This is a genomic window from Actinomyces sp. oral taxon 180 str. F0310 (assembly GCF_000185285.1).
Classification (GTDB): domain Bacteria; phylum Actinomycetota; class Actinomycetes; order Actinomycetales; family Actinomycetaceae; genus Pauljensenia.
The window spans coordinates 2,190,243-2,209,786 of the sequence record NZ_GL622194.1; the positions used below are offsets into that span (position 1 = coordinate 2,190,243).

The window sequence follows — 19,544 nt, forward strand, 5'->3', positions numbered from 1 at the left end:
GAACGATGACCAACGATCCGCTGAATCTCGATGAGGCCGTTGAGTGGGCTGGCCTGTGGTGGCTGCCGGACGACCCCGGCAAGCAGATCCCAGGTATCTTGCGGTATGACGGCGAAGGGAGATCTTCGCTTTCATTGATCGGTGCATTCGAGGACCGCATCTTTTCGACTGTCGCCTCTGGAGTTATGGATGAACTCGAGGGCACTAGGACGTGGGACGTAATTCACGGGGTGGCCGAGCAGCGTGAGGTCACGCTCTTTGGCTGCGTCCCCACCAGATCGACGCGGACCATGTTTTCGCGGGTGAAGAGCCCCGACATACAGACCATCAGTGCGACGATAGTGATCGTCGGCGCGCACGTCAGCGGAGAAGAAGACGCGGCGTTCGCGGCGGCTGAGGTCTCAGTCGAAGACTTGGCGCTCTGGGCTGCATCGTCTGTCTTCTCGGGCTCCTTCGGCTCTCGTGATGGCAAGCTCGATGGGACCGGGACGGTCTCAGTAAAACCAGTCAATGCGGAGACAGTAACAGTTGATGGCACGGAGTATAGCCTTGTGCACACTCACACCCTGCCATTTTTCGACCGACGCAAGGGCAGAACAGTCGGACGTATGCGAGACACTGCCTCCATCCGCATCCGCCGGGCCGAGCCGTTCACCCTGAGAGCTGGGCTGGATGCGGCGAGCCTGATACAGGATCTGATCGCGCTGGCAACGCACCGTGCCGCTGGCGTGATCTGGCTCCAGCTGGAGGTCGCCGGAACCGAGACGGTCCTGCCGAATGGCCTGTCTTCGCCACGTCGGCGCGCCAACGTGCTCTACTCTCCCGTAGCACCCGGCAAGCACGACGAGAAGGGGGTTGACCCTGATCGGGTGTTCTTCACCTGTAGGGAGCTCCCGTTCGAGGAGGTCATGCAGCGCTGGTGCGAGGCGCACGGTCGATTGCAGGCAGCGACCAACATGATCCTGGGGCTGCGCTACGCACCGGCTCGCTTCATCGAGAACAACCTCCTGACGGCAGTGGGCGCTGCCGAAGCGCTGCACCGAGGCCTCGACATCGATGAGAAACCAATCCCCGAGGCAGAGTTCAAGGCGATCCGTAACGCCATGCTCGACCAGGTGCCCGAAGAGCACCGTGGCAGGTTCAAGGCGGCGATCAGAAACGCTCCGACGCTTCGGGACCGGCTTCTCGCCCTAGCCGCTCGGCCCGATCAAGGTGCGATCAAGCAGCTCGTGCCAGACGTCGATCATTGGGCGAAGCAGACGGCGCGTGCCCGCAACGACCTCGCACACGAGGGTAGGACACCTGACCATTCCATCGATGAACTTGACGCCATTGTCGGGGCTACGACCGCGGTCGTGATCCTCAACATCCTGCACGAGCTTGGGCTGTCAGCGGAGCGGCAGCGCCAGATCGTGCGAGAGCACCCGCAGTTGCGGGTGGCCAGTCGGAAAGCGGGCGAGTGGCTCGCGGTACCAGAACCCAGCTCCTGAAAGAGGCAGTGGCCGGGTCGCGCGAGGGTGTAGCCCGGCTTGGCTCTGGGGAGAGGAGCGGTGTCTCGGTCGCAGAACATGCGCATCGCAGAGTGAATCAAGTGATGCTAGTGTTGATGTTGTCCGAAGTAGGAGGCTGGCATGAGAACGACCGTGACACTCGATGATGACCTGCTCGCTCGCGCCGAGGAGCTCACCGGGATCACAGAGCGCTCGGCTTTGATCCGAGACGCCGTGGAGCTCCTCGTTCGAATTGAGACCGGGAGACAACTTGCCGCACTCGGTGGAAGCGACCCGGGAGCGGAGGCAGCACCGAGGAATCGTGCGCGCGCATGAGGATCCTCGTCGACGCGAACGTGTGGATCGACCACCTGCGCACAACCGATCCAGTCCTGGTCGATCTGCTTGAGCGCGATCAGGTGTGCGTGCACCAGAGTGTCATCACCGAGCTGGCATTGGGCAACCTGAAAGACCGGTCGATCTTCCTTGGCGCACTCGAGCGTTTGCTCATCGTTCGCAACGTGGACGATCAGGGGGTGCGCCATTTCATTGAAGAACGGCGGCTGTGGGGGAGAGGGCTGAGCGCCGTCAATGCGGCACTGCTGGCGAGCGTCGTCGTGACCCCGGGCGTCTCGCTGTGGACGCGCGATAAGTGCCTGCGCCAGGCCGCGCGTGACGTGGGCGTGTTAGCGGACCTTGACTGAGGCATGCACATGCGACGAGGCAATGGCCGGGGCGCGCGAGGGCGTGGCCCGGCCACGTGCTTCTGGTGAGAGTAGGAGGCCCGTCCGTGTGTCGAAGCGCGGAATACTCTTGGAATACCAAGGGACCCCCACCGCAGTGGCGAGGGTCCCCGTGGTAGACTGCGCCGGTCCAAGCCCGACGCGACCACCCTCATGATCGCGTAAAACCGTGAATGATTCAAGTGTGATCTGTGTCTTGAATGGGTCTGCGCTGCTGGCGCCTCGCCTTGCTGCCGCTCCTGGTACCCATGAATGTTCCTGTGACCTTGAGGCGTGGGCGAAAGGCCTCGCCGGATCCGGCGATGAGAAACAACGGATTGCGATCGCCGGTCCACGGGAATCCGCGTAGGCGATGGAGATCGCAGAGCACGCACACGGTTAGGAGGATCGGGAGATGCGGAAGCAATAGCTGCGTCGTCTTGAAATAGCCTACTGCCCCGTCAACTCCGGCTTCGTGAAGGAGCGGACCTGTGCGGCGTCCGGGGAGATTTCGGCGGCGGTCATCGGCTTCTTCGAGGCCGATTCGAGAGCACCTACGGAACGTGCCCGGGACAGCAGGCGATTCTCCATCGAAGACACGGCCTTGTTGTAGAAGTCCACGCTCCTGGCCAGGGCCTTGCCCAGGTTCTCCATGTGGCCAGCGACGACGCCGAGGCGCTCGTACAGCTCGCGCCCCAGCGTGATGATGTCCTCGGCCTGGTCGTTGACGGTGGTGCGCGCCCACGCACTCGCGCATGTGCGCGCCACCGCCAGCAGGGTCACCGGAGAGCACAGGGCCACGCCGCGGGCCATCGCGTCGTCCAACAGCGCCGCATCCGCGCGCAGCGCCGCCGACAGTGCCGCCTCGGAGGGGACGAACAGGATGACCAGCTCCGGCGAGGACCCCAGCGCCCGGGCGTAGTCGCGCGAGGCCAGGGCATCGACGTGAGCGCGGAGTGCCTTCGCGTGTGCAGCCAGTTCGCCGCGCCGCCGCTCCTCGGCTTGCTCGCCGCTGCCCTCAACGCCGCACGCCCGCAGGTAGGCGTCCATCGGTGCCTTCGCGTCGAGAGCGAGGAAACCCTGCCCGGGCAGGTGAATCGTCACGTCGGGCCGCCCGCGCTCACCTCGCGCACCCTCTGCGCCGAGGCCTCGTCCCTGAGTGAGCGCGCCGATCGAGCGCTGCTGGGCGAAATCAACGTGCGGCATCATCCCTGATGCCTCCAGGATTCGGGCAAGCTCGACCTCGCCCCACGAGCCTCGTGCGCTGCGCGAGCGCAGCGCACCCTCCAGGGACGCCGTCGTGCGCGCCAGCTCCGCTTCGCGCTGGGCGGCCTCGCGCAGTTGCTCGGTCAGGGCCCCGTGCTGGCGCGCCCGCTCCTGCTCCATCCGATCGACTCGCCGGCTCATCTGCTCCAGCTGCGAGCGAACCGGCGCGAGCGCGTTGAGGACGGAGTCATCCCCGGCCGCGCGCGCCTCGGCATGCTCGACCCGGCGGGACAGTTCCTCCGCGCGCGCCTGCCATCCGGCGGCCTGCGCGCGAAGCGCACCGAGCTCGTCGCCCGGTTGTGATGCTCGACGCGCCACCGCGCCCGCGAACCCGGCTAGTGCTCCCACGACCAAACCAATCACCAAAAACACAAGAGAAGTACCCATGCCGGAACCATACGAGGCACCGTGCTCATCTGTGTCCCGCAGCCTGCCGGTGGGTGTCCAGCAACCTATCGCAGGCATCACCACTGACCTATCCTGGACGTACAACTCATGGGGGAGGGGCATGGAAGCCGTCGATTCAAGGACAATGCACGTACTGATTCGGGACAAGGAAACTCCGAACTGGCAAGACTGCACCTGGAAAGTCGCGAAGGCGCGCCGCGATGGGAAGCGTATCGTCATCACCTACACCGACGGCAAAGAGTTTCCATACGGCGAGGGCAGGGTACGCATCTACGACCAGGTCGAGCGCCGCACCATTGACGCCCTTGATGAGGTACGCGTGTGCGGGAAGCGTTGGACGAATGTCGAGATCATCTGGACGCTCCGACCCCGGCACGACCCTCGCGACGTGCGCTACACGCTCGCATACCGGAAGGCTAATGGGAAGCTCGGGATCAGGAGATACGGCAGCAGCGAGGTCAGTGCGGCGTACGCGACCCCGCAGGATCGTCAGCGCGCCGCCACGCTCGACTACGTGCGCGAGGAGGTTCGCTCGCAAGCCAGGCGAGCGGGGGCGAGCCTGGACACGAGCGGACGCTACGACAAGTGGGTTGGTGAAGGAGACGCGGCTCCGGCGGCGGTCCTGGCAAATGTGTGGGAGTGGATGCGCACGGTACCCCGTGGCTCCGCCCTGGAGGCCTTTCTCTCGGGCCCCTCCAACCGTGCGACCGGCGCCAGAGACCAGGTCATCATGCCGTTTCACTCCAACATCGATCAACGCAATGGTATACGCGCAGCGCTCACACACCAGATCTCGATCATTGATGGACCCCCGGGAACGGGAAAGACGCAGACTATCCTCAACCTGATCGCAACCCTCATCGCCCAGGGGAAGACGGTCGGTGTCGTCGCGGGCGCCAACTCCGCGGTGGATAACGTGGTCGACAAGCTGACGGAGGAGGGCTACGGCTTCCTCATCGCCAACATTGGCAACAGGGAGCGCGTCAAGGAATTCCACCGGCGAGAGGGCATCCTCGAGCAGAGGCGCGAGACCTGGATCCAGAAGGCGCGGCCTGGGGCGTCTCGTGCCCCCACACGCGTCGAAGACACGGCGCTGAAGGCCGACGAGGAACACCTCGTTTCCCTATGGGAGGATGCGCGCGATATACCGGCGCAGCGAGCGCTCCTGACCGCGACCCAACGGGAGCGCCTTGTCTTCGAGGAGAAGGTCAAGGAGAGCCGCCGCTTGATCCCTGACATCTCCCGCTTTCCAATCGCGACGCGCAACTCTGCCACCATCGCCGATCTACTCGCCCTGGCACGTTGCGCGCCGATACCCCCTCGGACCCTGCGAGGCATTGTCGAGCGAGTGCGCCGCTACTTCGCATACGGTTCCCTCAAGGGGCTTGACCTGGTCGACGTGGACGTGCAGTCGGCGCTCCAGGCGGCCTTCTACCAGGCGCGAGAGCGTGAAATCACCCGCCGCATCGAGGAAGCGCAGGCGCGCGCCGACCGCCACGGCCTCGCGACGGTCAGTGCCGCGTATCGTCGGCGCTCCCGGGAGCGGCTTGACGTGGCCCTCCTAAGCCGTTTCGATCGCCAGCGCCCCAGCCGCCTGAGCCCCGAGCGAAGACTCGGTGAACAGACGGACATCCTGCTACGCACCTACCCGGTTGTGGCCTCCACCTGTTTCTCAATTCGCGCGAACCTGGCCACGCACGCGCTGCTGGACTGGATCATTATCGACGAATCATCCCAGGTCGTGCTCCCAGCCGGACTGGCCGCGTTGAGCAAAGCGCGTAACGCCGTCATCGTTGGGGACGACAAGCAGATCGGCCCGATCTTCGAAGGGTGGGATAAGAGCACGCGTCAACCGCCCGACAATCGATTCGACGTGCGCGCCGTGTCATTGCTGGATTCCGCCAAGATGTTGGCCGCCAGCGCGCCGGTGCCCAGCACGCTGCTCAAAGAGCACTACCGCTGCCACCCGGCGATCATCGAATTCTGCAACCGCATGTACTACGACGGCGAGCTGATCCCGATGCGAGTCCCGGTGCCGGATGCCCCGAACCCACTCGCGATCGTCTACGCGGCACCCGGAAACCACGCGCGTTGCACGACAAGTGGCAGTCGCTTCTCCCAGCGAGAGATCGATATCATCGCTCAACTTGAGGAGATGCAGGTTATTCGCGAGGGGATCGGGGCCGACGAGAAGGACCCGTCCGGAGACTATGTTGTGGGATTGGTGACCCCCTTCCGTGCGCAGGCGAAGAGTCTCGGGGAGCGCGTCCGTGCCGACCTTAACGGCGGAGGACATGCGCGTTGGCTGGCGGAGACTGCACACAAGTTCCAGGGCAGGGGCGCGGACACCGTCATCCTGTCTACTGTCCTCAACGCAGATGATTCGAGCGCAGCGCGCGAATTCTACGACTGCGATGCCATGGCAAACGTCATCGTTTCACGAGCGAAGAACCGGCTCATAGTGGTGACCGCTCACGGGGGTGTTCGCCATAGCCGCAATATCAGGTCCCTCCTCGAATACATCACGATGTACGACCCGGCGAGCATCGTCGACTCGGATATCGTGTCGATCTTTGACGTCCTCTACGACGCGTACAGTGATTCCCTTAAGCGCTACGCGCGCGTCAAGTGGGCCAACCGCAATCGCTCTCCAGCCGAGAATGCTGCGGAACTCTGCCTCCAAGAGGTGCTCGCGGAGCAGCGATACTCGAGGTGTGGCTATCGGATGGAAGTTCCCCTGAAGGACGCGCTTCCCAACACGCGACGCCTCAACGAAGTACAGCGTGCGTTCGTCTACAGTGCCAGCGCACTGGATTTTGGCGTCTACTCGCGAGTGACGGGAAAGCTGATTCTCGCGATCGAGGTTGACGGGTGGGAGTTTCATGGAAACAACGAGGAACAGCTCAGGCGCGACGCGCTGAAAGACTCGATCATGACGGCGTACGGCGTGCCCGTGCTACGCCTCCCAACGAACGGTTCGGGCGAACCCGAGCTGATTCGGGAGGCGCTCGATAGCGTGCTGTAGGAGCGGGCTGTTCCCCGCGTGACAGGGCCGCCCGGGGACCGAGTCGGCCGGGGGAGAACCGAGCCACGCCCCTACAGCATCACCATGGCCGCCGTCCCCGCACACAGGAGCCCCAGGCCAAGCACGTAGCGCCGCGTGAAACGCTCGTGAAACACCAACGCGGACACGCCGACGGTGACCAGAACCGAGAGCTTATCGATGGGAACCACGATCGAGGCGGGCCCACCTCGAAGCGCATGGTAGTACGCCAGCCAGGACGCGCAGGTTGCCGCTCCCGACGCGACGATGAAAGCGAGCTCCCGTAAGGGGATTGCCACAACCTCGCCCGCGCGTCCCCGGAGGACGACGATACCCCACGCCATCACCAGCACGACAATCGTGCGCACCGCCGTCCCCAGGGTGGCGTCAACCCCGCTGACACCGACCTTCCCAAGGATCGAGGTCAGCGCCGCAAAGAACGCCGACGCGAGCGCGTAGACCAGCCAGCTGCCTCCCCGACGCAGCGCTCCCGGCAGCGCCGCGAGGTCAGCGGGCTCGACCATGAGGAGCGTCCCCACCGTGATGACGACGATCCCGGCGCCTCCCCACGGACTCACTGGCTCACCCAAGAAAATCAGGGCCAGGAGGATCGCCACAACCGTTGACAGCTTGTCGATGGGGGCCACCCGGGACACGTCACCCCGTGTCAGGGCCGCGAAGTAGCAGAGCCACGACGCCCCCGTCGCCAGCCCCGAGAGAACGAGGAAGAGCAGTGATCGTCCGTCAATGGAGGCAACACCGGAGACGACGCCGGTGAGTGCGGCCATCGCCCACGCTCCAGCGGCCACGACGATCGTGCGCAGTGCCGTCGCCACCGTCGAGGACGTGGACGCGACGCCCGCCTTGGCTAGGACGGCCGTCAACCCCGCGAAGAGGGCAGACAGGCAGGCGAAGACGATCCACATGGAATCAACTCTAGATCCGCTGGCCCCACACGTGATACGGGGAGCACAGCTGTCCGCGCAAGCCCGCCCCGGCCTCGTGTCTACCATGCCACTGTTTACGGTTCTCACCCGCGGAGACAGGCACGAACCTGCCACCATACTCGGGTGAGTGAGACAAGGAACCCGGCCCTGACCTCGTCAATGAACGAGGCCGGCCCGCTGATCCTGCAGGCCTTCGCCTGGGACATGCGAGCCGACGCAAGCCACTGGCGCTACCTCGCCGACCACGCCTCGGCGATCGCCGACCTCGGCGTCAGCGTCGTCTGGCTCCCGCCCGCCTACAAGGGGAAGGGAGGAATCCGCGACGTCGGCTACGGCGTCTACGACCTGTACGACCTGGGCGAGTTCGACCAGAAAGGGACCGTGCCCACCAAGTATGGCACCAAGGACGAATACCTGGCGGCGATCGAGGCCCTCCACGCAGAGGGCGTCGCCGTCGCGGCCGACATCGTCCTCAATCACCGCATGGGCGCGGACGCGTCGGAGAAGGTGCTCGCCACACCGATCGATCCCGAGGACCGGCGCAAGGAAACCGGCCCTCCCGAAGTCATCGAGGCATGGACGCGCTTCACTTTCCCGGGCCGCGCCGGCGCATACTCGGACTTCACCTGGGACTGGACGTGCTTCCACGGGATCGACTGGGACGCGGCCACGGGGCGCAAGGGGCTGTGGCTCTTCGACGGCAAGCAGTGGAACGACAACGTCACCGCCGAACTGGGCAACTACGACTACCTGATGGGCTGCGACGTGCACGTCACAGATCCCGCGGTGAGCGCCGAGCTCGACCGGTGGGGACGCTGGTACGTGGAGACCACCGGAGTGGACGCCCTGCGCCTGGACGCCGTCAAGCACGTTGGATCCGACTTCTACGCCCGCTGGCTCGCCGAGCTTCGAACCTCGACCGGACGCGCACTCCCGGCCGTCGGCGAGTACTGGAACGGGGATGTGACGGAGCTGGAGCGCTACCTTGCGGCGGTCCCCGACATCATGCTCTTCGACGTGCCCCTGCACTACCGGCTCCACGAGGCCTCCACCTGCGACGGGAACGTCGACCTGTCGCGCCTGTGGGAGGGCACGCTCACCCACTCCTATCCGTCTCGCTCGGTGACCTTTGTGGAGAACCACGACACCCAGCCCGGCCAGTCGTTGGCCTCCACTGTCGCCCCCTGGTTCAAGGCTGCGGCCTACGCGCTCATCCTCCTGACCGAGGCGGGAATCCCCTGCGTGTTCTGGGGCGACCTCCTGGGAACGCCCGAGACCGGAGACCTGCCCGCCGTGCGAGAACTGCCCACCCTCATGGCGATCCGCTCCCGCGCCGCCACGGGACCCCAACACGATGCCTTCGACGACCCCGATGTGGTGGGCTTCACCCGCGAGGGCAGGGAAGAAACACCCGGCTCCGGGTGCGCCGTCATCGTCTCCGACCGCCGCGGCGCCAACAAGACCCTCTACGTCGGTCGTCACCACGCCGGCCAAGAATGGAAGTGCATCATCGGAGGCCACCCCGCCGTGCGCATCGGCGAGGACGGAACGCTTGCCGGCGTCGTCAGCGACGGCGGACTCAGCGTCTACGTGCCGCGCGTGCGCGAATAGGAATCCCCGGCCTCGTCCCTCACGAGGCCGGGGAACCGCCCACTGCTGCGGCCCTACTCCTGCGTGCCGCCGAGGGCGGGAATCCGCTCGATCTGCTCCTTGAAGAACGCCTCGGCCGCGGCAATGAATCGGTCCACGTTCATCGAGACCTGTGCGTCGGTGAGGCCGTAGCGCGCCGAGATGAACTGCTCGGCGCACACCCGCTGCGTTCCGTCATCAAGGGAGGCAACGTAGACCTTGGGCCACTTGGCCGCAGCGTTCCAGTCGTTGCATGCCTGGATGAGACGAGGCCGCAGCTCCATCGACACATCCTCGCGAATCGCGCCCCACAGACTCAGGTCGCTCGCATCGTCAATGACGGCGAACACGTAGTATCCCTGCGAGAAACCCGTCCGCAGGCGATTGTCCTCCACCTCGTACTTGTAGTCGTTGCGATCAAAGAAATCCGAGATCGCCTTGATAGTGAGGGGACGGACGACCGTGCGGCGCTCGAGGGCGCGCTTGCATTCGGCGATGATCTGGGGGGCCTCCTCGTTGGTCGGATCCATGGCGACGCACTGTTCCAGGTAGGTCAGGGCGTTCTCCTCTTCGTCCTGCCAGTACAGGGCAGTCCCGATCCTGTAGTACCACTGGGGGTCCGCCATGCCTTCCGCCTCGACGCTGCGCAGCAGCTCGATCGCGTGCTTGATGTGCTCGCGGAAGGAATCCATGTAGGGCTGCGCGTAGTTGATGTACGCGCGGGCCAAGAGGCTCGTGAGCTCGTAGTCCAAGGACGAGGGGGGCTGGCCTTCGATGAGGGCGATGATCTTCTGATGTTCCTTCTCATCGTGCAGGGCGTTGATCTGGGCGATAAGCGACGAACGCGAATCCACGGCAGCTCCTTCATATCGAGGCGAGAATCTGAGTATCTGGTCACAAGCATAACAGGGTGCGCGCGGCACGCCGCGCTCGTTCCCCTCGGCAAGACCGTGTCCGCCGCGCGCGAGATCCCCGGAGGCGACGCAGTGACCCGGACGGTGTCCTCGGTGGCCCCTCGGCGCTTTGAGCTAGCTTCTCGAGTTCCAGTTCTGCCAGTCGTTCCAGTCGTCATCCTGGGCGTCGATGGCGATGATCGGAACGCGATCGGAGGGCGTCTGCTCGTTGACCTCGGGCGTGGTTGGCTCGGGTGCGGCCTGCTTCTTCTTGCGCCTGCCCCAACCCCAACGCCGACGGCGCTTGGATTCGCCTTCCTGCTCGCGCTTGGCTTCCTCGTTCCACGAGAACTCTGCGTTCCAGTCCTCCTGAACGGGGGCGGGCGACGCGGGGGCCTGAGCGGGCGGCGGAGTCTGCGGTGCGACCGGGGTCTGTGGTACGACCGGGGTCTGTGGTACGACCGGAGCGAACGGCTCGGCTGCGGGGGGTGCGGCGGGAGCGGAAGCCGGCTGGATCGGAGCATACGAAGCGCCGGAGGTGGGCGTCTCCTCGTGCGCGCGAGGGGCCACGGGTGGCTCCTCCACGAATGACGGAGTCTGCTCGTGCGATTCCGGGGCGGGGGAGCCTGCCTCGGAGGACGACCAATCGAACGTCGTGTTTCGGCGGACGCGAGGCAGCTGAGCCGTCGGCATCTCCGCGGCATCGTCAAACGGCATCGACGAGGCGACGGTTGGCTCCGGCTCCACTTCCGGCGCGGGCGAAGGCGGAGGAGCCAGGGGAGCCTCGGCCGCGGGCGTGGGTTCGGGTTCGACCACCGGTTCGGGTTCGGCGATCGGTTCGGGCTCGATTACAGGTTCGGGCACGATCACAGGTTCGGGTTCGGGGGCGACGACCGATCCGGCTTCGAGGAGGGGCTCGGGTCTGTAGACCGGAGTGGGCTCGTAGACCGGCGCGGGCGAAGGCGGAGGAGCCAGGGGAGCCTCGGCCGCGGGCGTGGGCTCGGGTTCGAAGGTGTCACCGTGTTCCGGCGCGGCGTCGGGTTCGACCACCGGTTCGGGTTCGACCACCGGTTCGGGTTCGACCACCGGTTCGGGCTCAGGCTCGACCACAGGTTCGGGGGCGACGATCGGTTCGGCTTCGAGGAGGGGCTCGGGTCGGTAGACCGGAGTGGGCTCGTAGGCCGGCGCGGGCGAAGGCGGGGGAGCCAGGGGAGCCTCGGCCGCGGGCGTGGGTTCGGGTTCGAAGGTGTCACCGTGTTCCGGCGCGGCGTCGGGTTCGATCACCGGTTCGGGTTCAGGCTCGACCACAGGTTCGGGTTCAGGCTCGACCACAGGTTCGGGGGCGACGACCGATTCGGCTTCGAGGAAGGGCTCGGGTCGGTAGACCGGCGCGGGCTCGTAGACCGGCGCGGGCGAAGGCGGAGGAGCCAGGGGAGCCTCGGCCGCGGGCGTGGGTTCGGGTTCGAAGGTGTCGCCGTGTTCCGGCGCGGCGTCGGGTTCGATCACCGGTTCGGGCTCAGACTCGACCACCGGTTCAGGCTCGACCACAGGTTCGGGTTCGACCGCCGGTTCGGGCTCAGGCTCGACCACAGGTTCGGGCTCGGCGAACGCTTCGGGCGCTCCTGCCGGGGCGGGGGTGGGAACCGGCGGAGGAATGAGCCCACCCTCAGCGAAGTTGTCCCTGCCGATCGTGGGGAGCAGCGTCGTTTCCGTCTCCGCATCCGGGATTGCCGGTGGGGGCACGGAAGACTCCGGACGCGAGGCAGAGCCGCCAGCCTCCGCGCGCGCGCCACCCTCGGACCTGATCTGCGGATCCCCGTCATGCGGCGAAAGGACGGCCGGCTCCACGGCGGGGCGGGCCGAACGCGACCTGCGTGGAAGCGGCACAGCCGGAGGGAGGGCTGCTTGCGTCGATTCTCCCGCGCCCGAGTCAACCTGCCCGCTGTCGGGGGCAGAGGAGGAAGCCGGAGGTTGTGGGACCGGACGCGTGGGACGCTCCGGGAAGACAGCGGGCCGGTGCCCACCGCGCGGACGAATCCTCATGGGAGGCATGGGCACCCGCATTGGGGCAGGCGTTGCCTCAGACGACGCGTCAGCGGGGGTCGGCTCAGGCTTCGGCTGGGGAGCCGCATCCTCGATGAGCGTAAGGTCAGGCTCGGGAGCGGGGATCGGCGCGGGTTCCGGTGTCGGAGCCGGCATCGCGTCGCGGGCGGGCCCGGGGACTGCCGTGGCGTCGGGCGCCGCCGGAGCCTCGGGCACAGCAATGGGAGCCTGCTCGTCCGAGGGAGCAGGCACACTCGTAGGCGCGGGCACCGGCGGGGGGACATCTGTAGGCAGGGCAGGCGCCGACTCGGGCACCGGAGCCGGTATCGCGTCGCGCGCGGGCCTGGGGACTACCGTGGCCGCGGGTGGGGTCGGCGGCTCGGGGATCGGAACGGGCGTCACGCCCCGCCGGGGCGCGGGCACCGGTGGGGGAACATCGCTGGGGGTGCTAGGCGCGGGCGGAGCCGGGGGCTTGGGGATCGGAACGGGCGTCGTCTCGCGTGCGGGTTCGGGAACGACGGTGGGCGCGTCCGGATCCTCGTGCGCGGGCCAGGGGAGCGCCGCGGACGCGGCCGGAGGCTCATGCGCGGGCTCGGGGAGCGCCGTGGGCGCGGGTTCCCGGACAGGCTGGCGTGAGGGAGGGGTCGGCTGCGGATAGGACGACGGAACCGGTGCGGGCGCGTAGCTCCGCTCTGGATACTCGGGAGCGACCGATGTCACGGCACGTGAATCTGCCGGTGTCGCGGACCCGGAGGAGGAACGGGACGGAGGAGCAAAGGCTGCGGCTGGAGCGGCAGCTGAGGAGTCTTCCGCCTCGCTCCTACTCGACGAGGACGGACGGCGGACATGCGACGCAGGCAACGAGTCCTTCGCGTCGGAGGAGCCGCCCTTCGACCTGCGTGCGCGCACCGCGTAGAAGGCGATGACCCCGATGAGGACAACAAGGATCAAACCGACGATCAAAGCAACCAGCAGAACGACAGAAGGGCCGCCAGCTTCCGACGAGGCGGACGCGGTCGAACCTGGGGAAGCCGCGGGATCAGCGGAAGCCGCCCCTCCGGGCACGGGAGTAGCACCCCACGGGTCCTTCAACCCGCTGGCACCCGAGACGGCGGCGGGATTGCCTCCGGCGCTCAAGGACCCGTTGACGGTGATCACCTGAGGAACCGGATCGGACCAGGTCGAGACGGACAACGACCTGTTCTCGTAGGTCGTTGCCGAGGTTGCAGCCCCGGATGTCGCCGACTTCACCTGTCCCTCGATGCTCAGGGAGACCGAAGCAAGGGCAAGAGAGGAACCGAAGATCTTGCGGTACTCAGATAGGGTCTGGTCCGTTCGGGCGGTCAGCACAAACTCGCCCGAGTCCTGGACCGTAAATTCCGACTCGTCCTGGGCGCGGCTGTACATCAACTGCATGTGACAGACTGACGCGTCAGCGCGGGTCACGAACTCGACGTGGTGTGCCGCCGAGCTGCCGACGCGAGGCTCACAGATGGACTCGCTCATCGTGCGCGAAGGATCGACCACGGTCAGCGTATCGACGAGCTGCCCATCCTTGGTCACGACATACGCTTCGGAGAGAGTAGGTACGTCGGCAGCGCGCGTGGCTGTCGGCGCCACCAACACGATGAGCCATGCCCCGAGCACGGCGCACAGGGCGCGAGAGAATCGCATGCAGTCCTCCTGATATGAGTCACTCGATTATCGTCCGTTCGTGGATACAAAGCAACGAGGAATCTCAACGCGAGATTCACTGACCGGCTGTCAAGGAAGGTGTGAGCCGCTGGCAAAGAGAAAGAGGCTCTTCTGACAAGGTGAGATCCAACTGTGTCGCGTAGTATGACTGATGTCTACCCACGGTCAGGAATTGAAAGACGACTGACGTTGTCGCCAGCCGCCTACTCAGGAGGTGCCCCATGAGGTGTCGCCCCGCCACGCGCGAGGATATCCCCGAGATAACACGAATTGTCACAGAGGGATTTCTGGACTACCCGCTGCACATCATGCTCAAACCCTACCTCTACCACCCGGAGCAATACCCGCAGTGCTTGACCGCGCTCAACCGCATGCTTGCCTGCGCCTACCAACGCTCGCGCAACGCCTTCGTCGTTGAGACGGGCGGGCGAATCGTCGCGACGGCGCTCATGCATGATCGCAAGGTCGGATTTGCCAGCAACATCACAAGCGGGGGATACGAGCTCTTTCGCTACGCCACCCCGCGACTCATCGCCGACTTCGCGAACGTGACCAACCGGGCCGACCAGATTGCCATCGACAACGGGGACTTCGACTGGTACCTCGAGATTCTCTCGGTGGACAAGACGATGCGTGGGCGTGGAGTCGGACGGTGGCTTGTCTCCAAGGTTCTCCCCGACTTTGTTGCGAGGAAGGGGGGCCACGCCTACGGCTTCGTGACCTCGACCGAGTCGAATGCTCGCTTCTACCTCAACGGTGGGTGTGAGCTTCTTGATCGCGTGGACGTCACGATGCGGGAGCGCAGCTGCCCGATCTGGGCGTTTCAGCGGAAAGCCGAGAGGCTCTGACGGATCCCGTCCCCGCGGCGGATCCCGTCCTCGTGCCCGGCCGGGTGGGAGGCGTGGTCGAGTCCTCCGCTTCTCGGCGTGAAGCGGCCGCGGCGCGAGCCTCAGTGGGGTGCTCGTACGCCGACGCGTTCACGTGCGCTGAGCGATCCAGCGGGGAATCGCTCGCTCAAGGTAGGCGGCGTTGGCCTCAATGAGGGGAGCCAATCGCTCCCAGGTGAGCGCCTGATCCCCATGCCAGGCGATCTCCGCTGCGACAAGAAGCTGAGGAACCAGCTGCGTCATGAGCTTTTCGGGGCTCGCCGTTGTTGCCGGGCGCGCCACCACCTCGCATCCTGCCAGGCCGCGTGCCCGCATCGCTTCTGGAAGCCGCTCGTAGAGACGGCGAGCATCCCCAATCGCGCGAGCGGCAGTAGCCGGAGCAGCGGACATCGATGGAGCGAGGAGGCGCTCGTCGGCGAGGACCCAGCATCCGCCCGCGGCGGCGGCCGCGTCGATGGTCGCCGCCGATTCACCCCGCGACAGCAGCGCGGTGCCGTCGGGCGGAGTTGGGAAGGACCGAGTGAGCGACTCCCACGCGGCGGCACGCCTCCCGTGGAAGCGAAGCGTGCGCAGGGCTCGCTCCACGAAGACGCGCTCGATGTCGCTGCCGAGAGGAAACCCCGCACGCATGAGGGCGGAGTCGGCCTCCCACTCTCCCCAGTCGCACGGCCCGGCGCCGATGTGTATGAAGGGTGAGGGGAAGAGATCGCACGCGCGATGCAACGCTGCCTGGACGAAGCTCAAGGAGGACGTGCTCGGCCACAGGGAGGTGGCGTTGCGCGTGTCGCCGCAGCGAACGAGGTGGGGGTTTCCCAGGTGCGGATACGAACGGATAGCGGCCCCTGCCCCGGAAGGGATGCAGACCTCGGGAACGATGCGGATTCCTCGGTCGGCGGCGTAGGAGACGAGGTGTCGGATGTTCGAATCGGAGTAGAAGCCGTGTCGCGCGAAGGCCTGCGCGCGACGCGCAGGAGCGACGTCGTCCGCGCTGGGGGCCGCGTCGCCCGCGCCGTGGTGCGCGGCAGCTGAGCCCCGACGCTCGTGAGGCGAGGGAAACCTGGGACGGGCATGCGCCACCCCCGGTCATCCGTGAGGCGCCAGTGCAGCACGTTGAAGCGATATCGGGCCATGAGGGAGAGGAAGAGCTCCATTGCGGGCACGGGCCAGAAGGTGTGGGCGGAGTCGACGAGAAGCCCACGCCATGAGAACGCGGGTCGTTCGCGGGGATCGTGCGGGAGGGGAGGGGGGATCGCCGTCATTGGGGCTCCTTACGACTAACAGGCAAGAGTGTAACAAGGGTCACTAATCAGTGGGGTGTGTTTCGGTCGTCAATTGCCCACAGGCAGCAGATTTCGAATCTGCGTCCGCTAGCGACCGCCGCGCGCGCACGGCGTGTGTCACAATCGTGTGAAGCCAATCATGCTCAACGAGGAGTGATCCATGCTGTCGAATGACAACCTTTCCCTCAACCCCAATCCCCTTGTCCAAGCCCTCGGAAAACAGGCCAAGGAGTTCACGAAAGCCGACATCATCGGCTATATCGAGGACAACAACATCCCGATGCTCAACCTGAGGTACGTCGGCGGAGACGGACGCCTCAAGACCCTCAACTTTGCGATCCAATCTAAGGCTCACCTCGATCGCCTCCTCACCCTCGGCGAGCGCGTCGATGGGTCTTCTCTCTTCACCTTCGTTGACGCAACCTCCTCAGACCTGTACGTCGTGCCGCGCCTGTCGACCGCGTTCCTGAACCCCTTTGCGCCGATCCCCACCCTCGACATCCTGTGCGGGTTCTACGATGTCGACGGGGCTCCCCTTGCCTCGGCTCCACAGGAGATCCTGCGCAAGGCTCAACGCGCGCTCAAGGAGGATACCGGCTGCGAGCTGCAAGCCCTGGGGGAGCTCGAGTACTACCTCTTTTCCGCCCAGGAGGAGCTTTTCCCCGTGGAACCCCAGAGGGGGTATCACGAATCGGGTCCCTTCTCGAAGTGGGAGGATGTACGAACGGAAACCCTCCTGCATCTCGTTCGCATGGGCTGCTCGGTCAAGTACGCGCACTCGGAGGTCGGTAACTTCGTTGCGGACGGGCGTCAGATGATTCAGCAGGAGATTGAGTTCCTCCCGGTCGATGCCTGCGACGCGGCAGATCAGATGGTGCTCGCCAAGTGGGTGCTCCGCGAGGTGGCCCACTCCTACGGCATCGAGGTCTCCTTCTCCCCGAAGATCGCCGTCGGACAAGCGGGATCCGGCATGCACTTCCACACCCGCCTCGTTCGGGACGGAGTCAACCAGTTTTCGACGGGATCGGGATTGACGGAGGAAGCCCTCAAGGTCATCGGCGGATACCTCTCGCACGCGGCGTCGCTGACCGCCTTCGGCAACACGGCCCCCACCTCCTTCCTGCGTTTGGTCCCCCACCAGGAGGCGCCGACCGCGATCTGCTGGGGAGACCGCAATCGCTCCGTCCTCGTGCGCGTCCCGCTCGGGTGGCAAAACATTGACGACTCCATGTTCCGTGATGCCAACCCGAGCGAAGGCCCGCTCGGTGATCTGCCCAATGACTCCCAGACCGTTGAGTTGCGCAGTCCCGACGGCTCCGCCGCCGTTCATCTCCTCCTCGCGGGCATCACCGTCGCCGCGCGTCTGGGGCTTACCGTGCCTGGAATGGCAGACTATGCGAGAGTGCGCAAGGTTGACGGAGATGCCTCCCAGACTCCCGGCCTCGATCAGCTGCCTGCCTCCTGCTTCGAGGCCGCGGGTCGGCTCCTCGCCCAGCGCGGCGATTACGAGGCGCGCGGCGTGTTCCCCGCAGGGCTCATCGATTCGTGGGCGTCGCGTCTCATTGCTCTCGGCGACGAGCATCTGCGCGAGGATCTGGCGGACTCGCGCCTCAGCGTCGAGGAACTCGTCGAACGGTACTTCCACATCGGCTGATCAGTGGGCGGTCCCCATCTGCGGGTAGGGACGGTAAGTCGGTGTCACATCGTCGATCGGGACGCGGGCCACCCCCGTCCGCGGGCGGGCGCGAGACCCGACCGCCGACCTAGTCCCGCTCCGGCGGCGCAAATCGCGTCGCCGGGGCCGAGCCCGCGAGGCTTCTTCCCTGCGCCGGGCCGTCTCGTGTTTCCCGTGTGCGAGGTGGGGGCAAGGCGGCCTCGCGCAGCGCGGCGCGCAGCCTCCGGTCGCGGTCGAAACGTGCGTCGGCAGCCGCGCGGCGTGCGCCGGCCATCGAGCGGGCCACCGCCGCGGTCACGCCGAGGCCGAGCGCGACCACCGCGAGAGCAAAGAACGGCCACAGCGTCCACCATGAGGTGGAGTCGCCTTCGGGTGTCGAGGGGCTGGCCGCTGACGATGAACCCGTCGAGCGTGCGGTGGCATCGGCCGCGACGCTTGGAGTCACCGTGCCCGTCGCACTCACGGTACCGGAGACGTTCTCCCAGGTCACGGTCGTCGCGTCCTTCTTCGTCGAACCGGCGTAAGAGATGATCGTCGCGCCCGCGGACGCTTCTTCGACCTGTGAGCTGTGAGCGATCAGGGTCACCCGAGTAATCGTCGCAGAGGCCTCGGGAGAGGAATACCCCTCTAGGAGCCTGGACGAGGCAGACTCAAAGTGGAAGATTCCGCCGGTATCGACAGAGATGACCTCGGCGCCCACATCGGCGAGCTGCCACGTGAAGCGGCACCCTGAGATGCCGTCGACCGAGACCGACAGCGAGGACACAGCCCCCGCCGCGCTCCCCATCGCCTCGCACTGGTCCGCGCTGAGGGGCTCGTCGGCGGAGAGGGTGACCTCGTGCGTCGCGCTCACTCCCGGCGTGATGTCGTACTCCTCAACGAGTCGGATTGACGTCGGCTCCTGTGCGAACGCCGCTCCGCCGACAGCGGTCAGCGCGAAGGCTCCCAGCGTGGCGAGGAGGGGGCGCTTCACCCTCATTCGCTGTCGTCCTCGCTGCGCAGGCGGGGCACCGACGTCAACTCCGGGCGCGCGCCGACCTTGTCGGCGTAGAAGGCGCGGATCACGTCCATGTCCGCCCGAACGTCGCCCGTGAGCCGATAGGTGGGACCCCAGCCGAACGTGCGGGTGGCGCGATCGACGAAACCGAACTGAATCGGGACGTCCGCCTCCATCGCTATGCGGTAGAAACCCGACTTCCAGAACTCACGCGGCGACCGCGTTCCCTTCGGGGTGATGCACAGAGTAAAGCTATCGGAACGCGCGATACGCGCCGCAACCTGCTCCACGAGGCCATGAGCCGCGCCGCGCTCCACCGGGACCGCTCCGATCTTCTTGACGAACCAGCCCAACACCGGGGCCTTCACAATGGAGTCCTTGACGAGGAACGAAAAGCTACGTCCCGCCTTCCACATCGCCACAGCCATGAAAACGCCATCCCAGTTCGACGTGTGCGGTGCGCCGATCACGATGACCTTGTCGGGAAGCGGCTGAATCGACAGCTTCCAGCGTGAGACCCCAAGGTAGGCGGATGCAAGTGCGCGGGTGAGAGCCATGGCGGCCTTTCT

14 protein-coding genes and 1 pseudogene are annotated in these 19,544 nt (G+C 66.0%); 7 read left to right on the plus strand and 8 right to left on the minus strand.

The window, feature by feature from the left end; all coding sequences use genetic code 11:
• The first annotated feature begins 5 nt into the window (after positions 1 to 5).
• The 3 genes from HMPREF9006_RS09365 (at position 6) to HMPREF9006_RS09375 (ending at position 2,194) form a co-directional block, all read left to right on the plus strand.
• The gene (locus tag HMPREF9006_RS09365; protein ID WP_009213359.1) at positions 6 to 1,490 is read left to right on the plus strand and encodes a HEPN domain-containing protein; all 1,485 of its coding nucleotides are present in this window, start codon (positions 6 to 8) and stop codon (positions 1,488 to 1,490) included.
• A gap of 141 nt (positions 1,491 to 1,631) precedes the next feature.
• Positions 1,632 to 1,826, plus strand: a complete 195-nt coding sequence (locus tag HMPREF9006_RS09370; RefSeq protein ID WP_009213360.1) for a type II toxin-antitoxin system VapB family antitoxin — start codon at positions 1,632 to 1,634, stop codon at positions 1,824 to 1,826.
• Positions 1,823 to 2,194, plus strand: coding sequence for a type II toxin-antitoxin system VapC family toxin (locus HMPREF9006_RS09375; protein WP_009213361.1), 372 nt, complete (start codon positions 1,823 to 1,825; stop codon positions 2,192 to 2,194). Before HMPREF9006_RS09370 ends, HMPREF9006_RS09375 begins: the two co-directional genes overlap by 4 nt.
• 468 nt (positions 2,195 to 2,662) lie before the next feature.
• On the opposite strand, the gene HMPREF9006_RS09380 is transcribed toward HMPREF9006_RS09375, so the two are convergent.
• Positions 2,663 to 3,865 carry a DNA recombination protein RmuC gene (locus tag HMPREF9006_RS09380; RefSeq protein ID WP_034231696.1) on the minus strand — a complete coding sequence of 401 codons (1,203 nt, stop codon included), beginning with the start codon at positions 3,863 to 3,865 and terminating at the stop codon, positions 2,663 to 2,665.
• Positions 3,866 to 3,986: 121 nt separating this feature from the next.
• Between HMPREF9006_RS09380 and HMPREF9006_RS09385 the strand changes: the two genes are divergently transcribed.
• Positions 3,987 to 6,911, plus strand: a complete 2,925-nt coding sequence (locus HMPREF9006_RS09385) for an AAA domain-containing protein (protein WP_009213363.1) — start codon at positions 3,987 to 3,989, stop codon at positions 6,909 to 6,911.
• A gap of 71 nt (positions 6,912 to 6,982) precedes the next feature.
• On the opposite strand, the gene HMPREF9006_RS09390 is transcribed toward HMPREF9006_RS09385, so the two are convergent.
• Positions 6,983 to 7,855: an EamA family transporter gene (locus HMPREF9006_RS09390; RefSeq protein WP_009213364.1), complete on the minus strand. Its 873-nt coding sequence runs from the start codon at positions 7,853 to 7,855 to the stop codon at positions 6,983 to 6,985.
• Positions 7,856 to 8,035: 180 nt separating this feature from the next.
• On the opposite strand from HMPREF9006_RS09390, the gene HMPREF9006_RS09395 reads away from it, so the two are divergent.
• A complete protein-coding gene (locus tag HMPREF9006_RS09395; protein WP_050786708.1) occupies positions 8,036 to 9,487 on the plus strand; it encodes an alpha-amylase in 1,452 nt (483 codons plus the stop codon).
• Between the two features lie 53 nt (positions 9,488 to 9,540).
• On the opposite strand, the gene HMPREF9006_RS09400 is transcribed toward HMPREF9006_RS09395, so the two are convergent.
• Positions 9,541 to 10,359 (minus strand): YbjN domain-containing protein, encoded by an 819-nt coding sequence (locus tag HMPREF9006_RS09400; RefSeq protein WP_009213366.1) that lies wholly within the window; start codon positions 10,357 to 10,359, stop codon positions 9,541 to 9,543.
• A gap of 174 nt (positions 10,360 to 10,533) precedes the next feature.
• Positions 10,534 to 14,115 carry a hypothetical protein gene (locus HMPREF9006_RS10175; RefSeq protein WP_009213367.1) on the minus strand — a complete coding sequence of 1,194 codons (3,582 nt, stop codon included), beginning with the start codon at positions 14,113 to 14,115 and terminating at the stop codon, positions 10,534 to 10,536.
• Between the two features lie 242 nt (positions 14,116 to 14,357).
• Between HMPREF9006_RS10175 and HMPREF9006_RS09415 the strand changes: the two genes are divergently transcribed.
• Positions 14,358 to 14,984 carry a GNAT family N-acetyltransferase gene (locus HMPREF9006_RS09415; RefSeq protein ID WP_009213368.1) on the plus strand — a complete coding sequence of 209 codons (627 nt, stop codon included), beginning with the start codon at positions 14,358 to 14,360 and terminating at the stop codon, positions 14,982 to 14,984.
• 129 nt (positions 14,985 to 15,113) lie between these two features.
• Here HMPREF9006_RS09415 and HMPREF9006_RS09420 read toward each other — a convergent pair whose 3' ends face one another.
• On the minus strand, positions 15,114 to 16,100 hold the full coding sequence (locus tag HMPREF9006_RS09420) for a family 20 glycosylhydrolase (RefSeq protein WP_009213369.1): 987 nt from the start codon (positions 16,098 to 16,100) through the stop codon (positions 15,114 to 15,116).
• Positions 16,094 to 16,282 (minus strand): annotated as a pseudogene (locus HMPREF9006_RS11050) (family 20 glycosylhydrolase); the annotation flags it as partial. The pseudogene HMPREF9006_RS11050 and the gene HMPREF9006_RS09420, both read right to left, overlap by 7 nt.
• A 181-nt stretch (positions 16,283 to 16,463) precedes the next feature.
• Between HMPREF9006_RS11050 and HMPREF9006_RS09425 the strand changes: the two are divergent.
• Positions 16,464 to 17,957, plus strand: coding sequence for a glutamine synthetase family protein (locus tag HMPREF9006_RS09425; protein WP_009213370.1), 1,494 nt, complete (start codon positions 16,464 to 16,466; stop codon positions 17,955 to 17,957).
• Between the two features lie 109 nt (positions 17,958 to 18,066).
• Here the strand turns inward: HMPREF9006_RS09425 and HMPREF9006_RS09430 are convergent, their stop codons facing one another.
• Positions 18,067 to 18,957, minus strand: coding sequence for a hypothetical protein (locus HMPREF9006_RS09430; protein ID WP_009213371.1), 891 nt, complete (start codon positions 18,955 to 18,957; stop codon positions 18,067 to 18,069).
• Positions 18,954 to 19,532: a 1-acyl-sn-glycerol-3-phosphate acyltransferase gene (locus tag HMPREF9006_RS09435; RefSeq protein WP_009213372.1), complete on the minus strand. Its 579-nt coding sequence runs from the start codon at positions 19,530 to 19,532 to the stop codon at positions 18,954 to 18,956. The genes HMPREF9006_RS09430 and HMPREF9006_RS09435 overlap by 4 nt, the downstream gene beginning before the upstream one ends.
• Between the last annotated feature and the right edge of the window lie 12 nt (positions 19,533 to 19,544).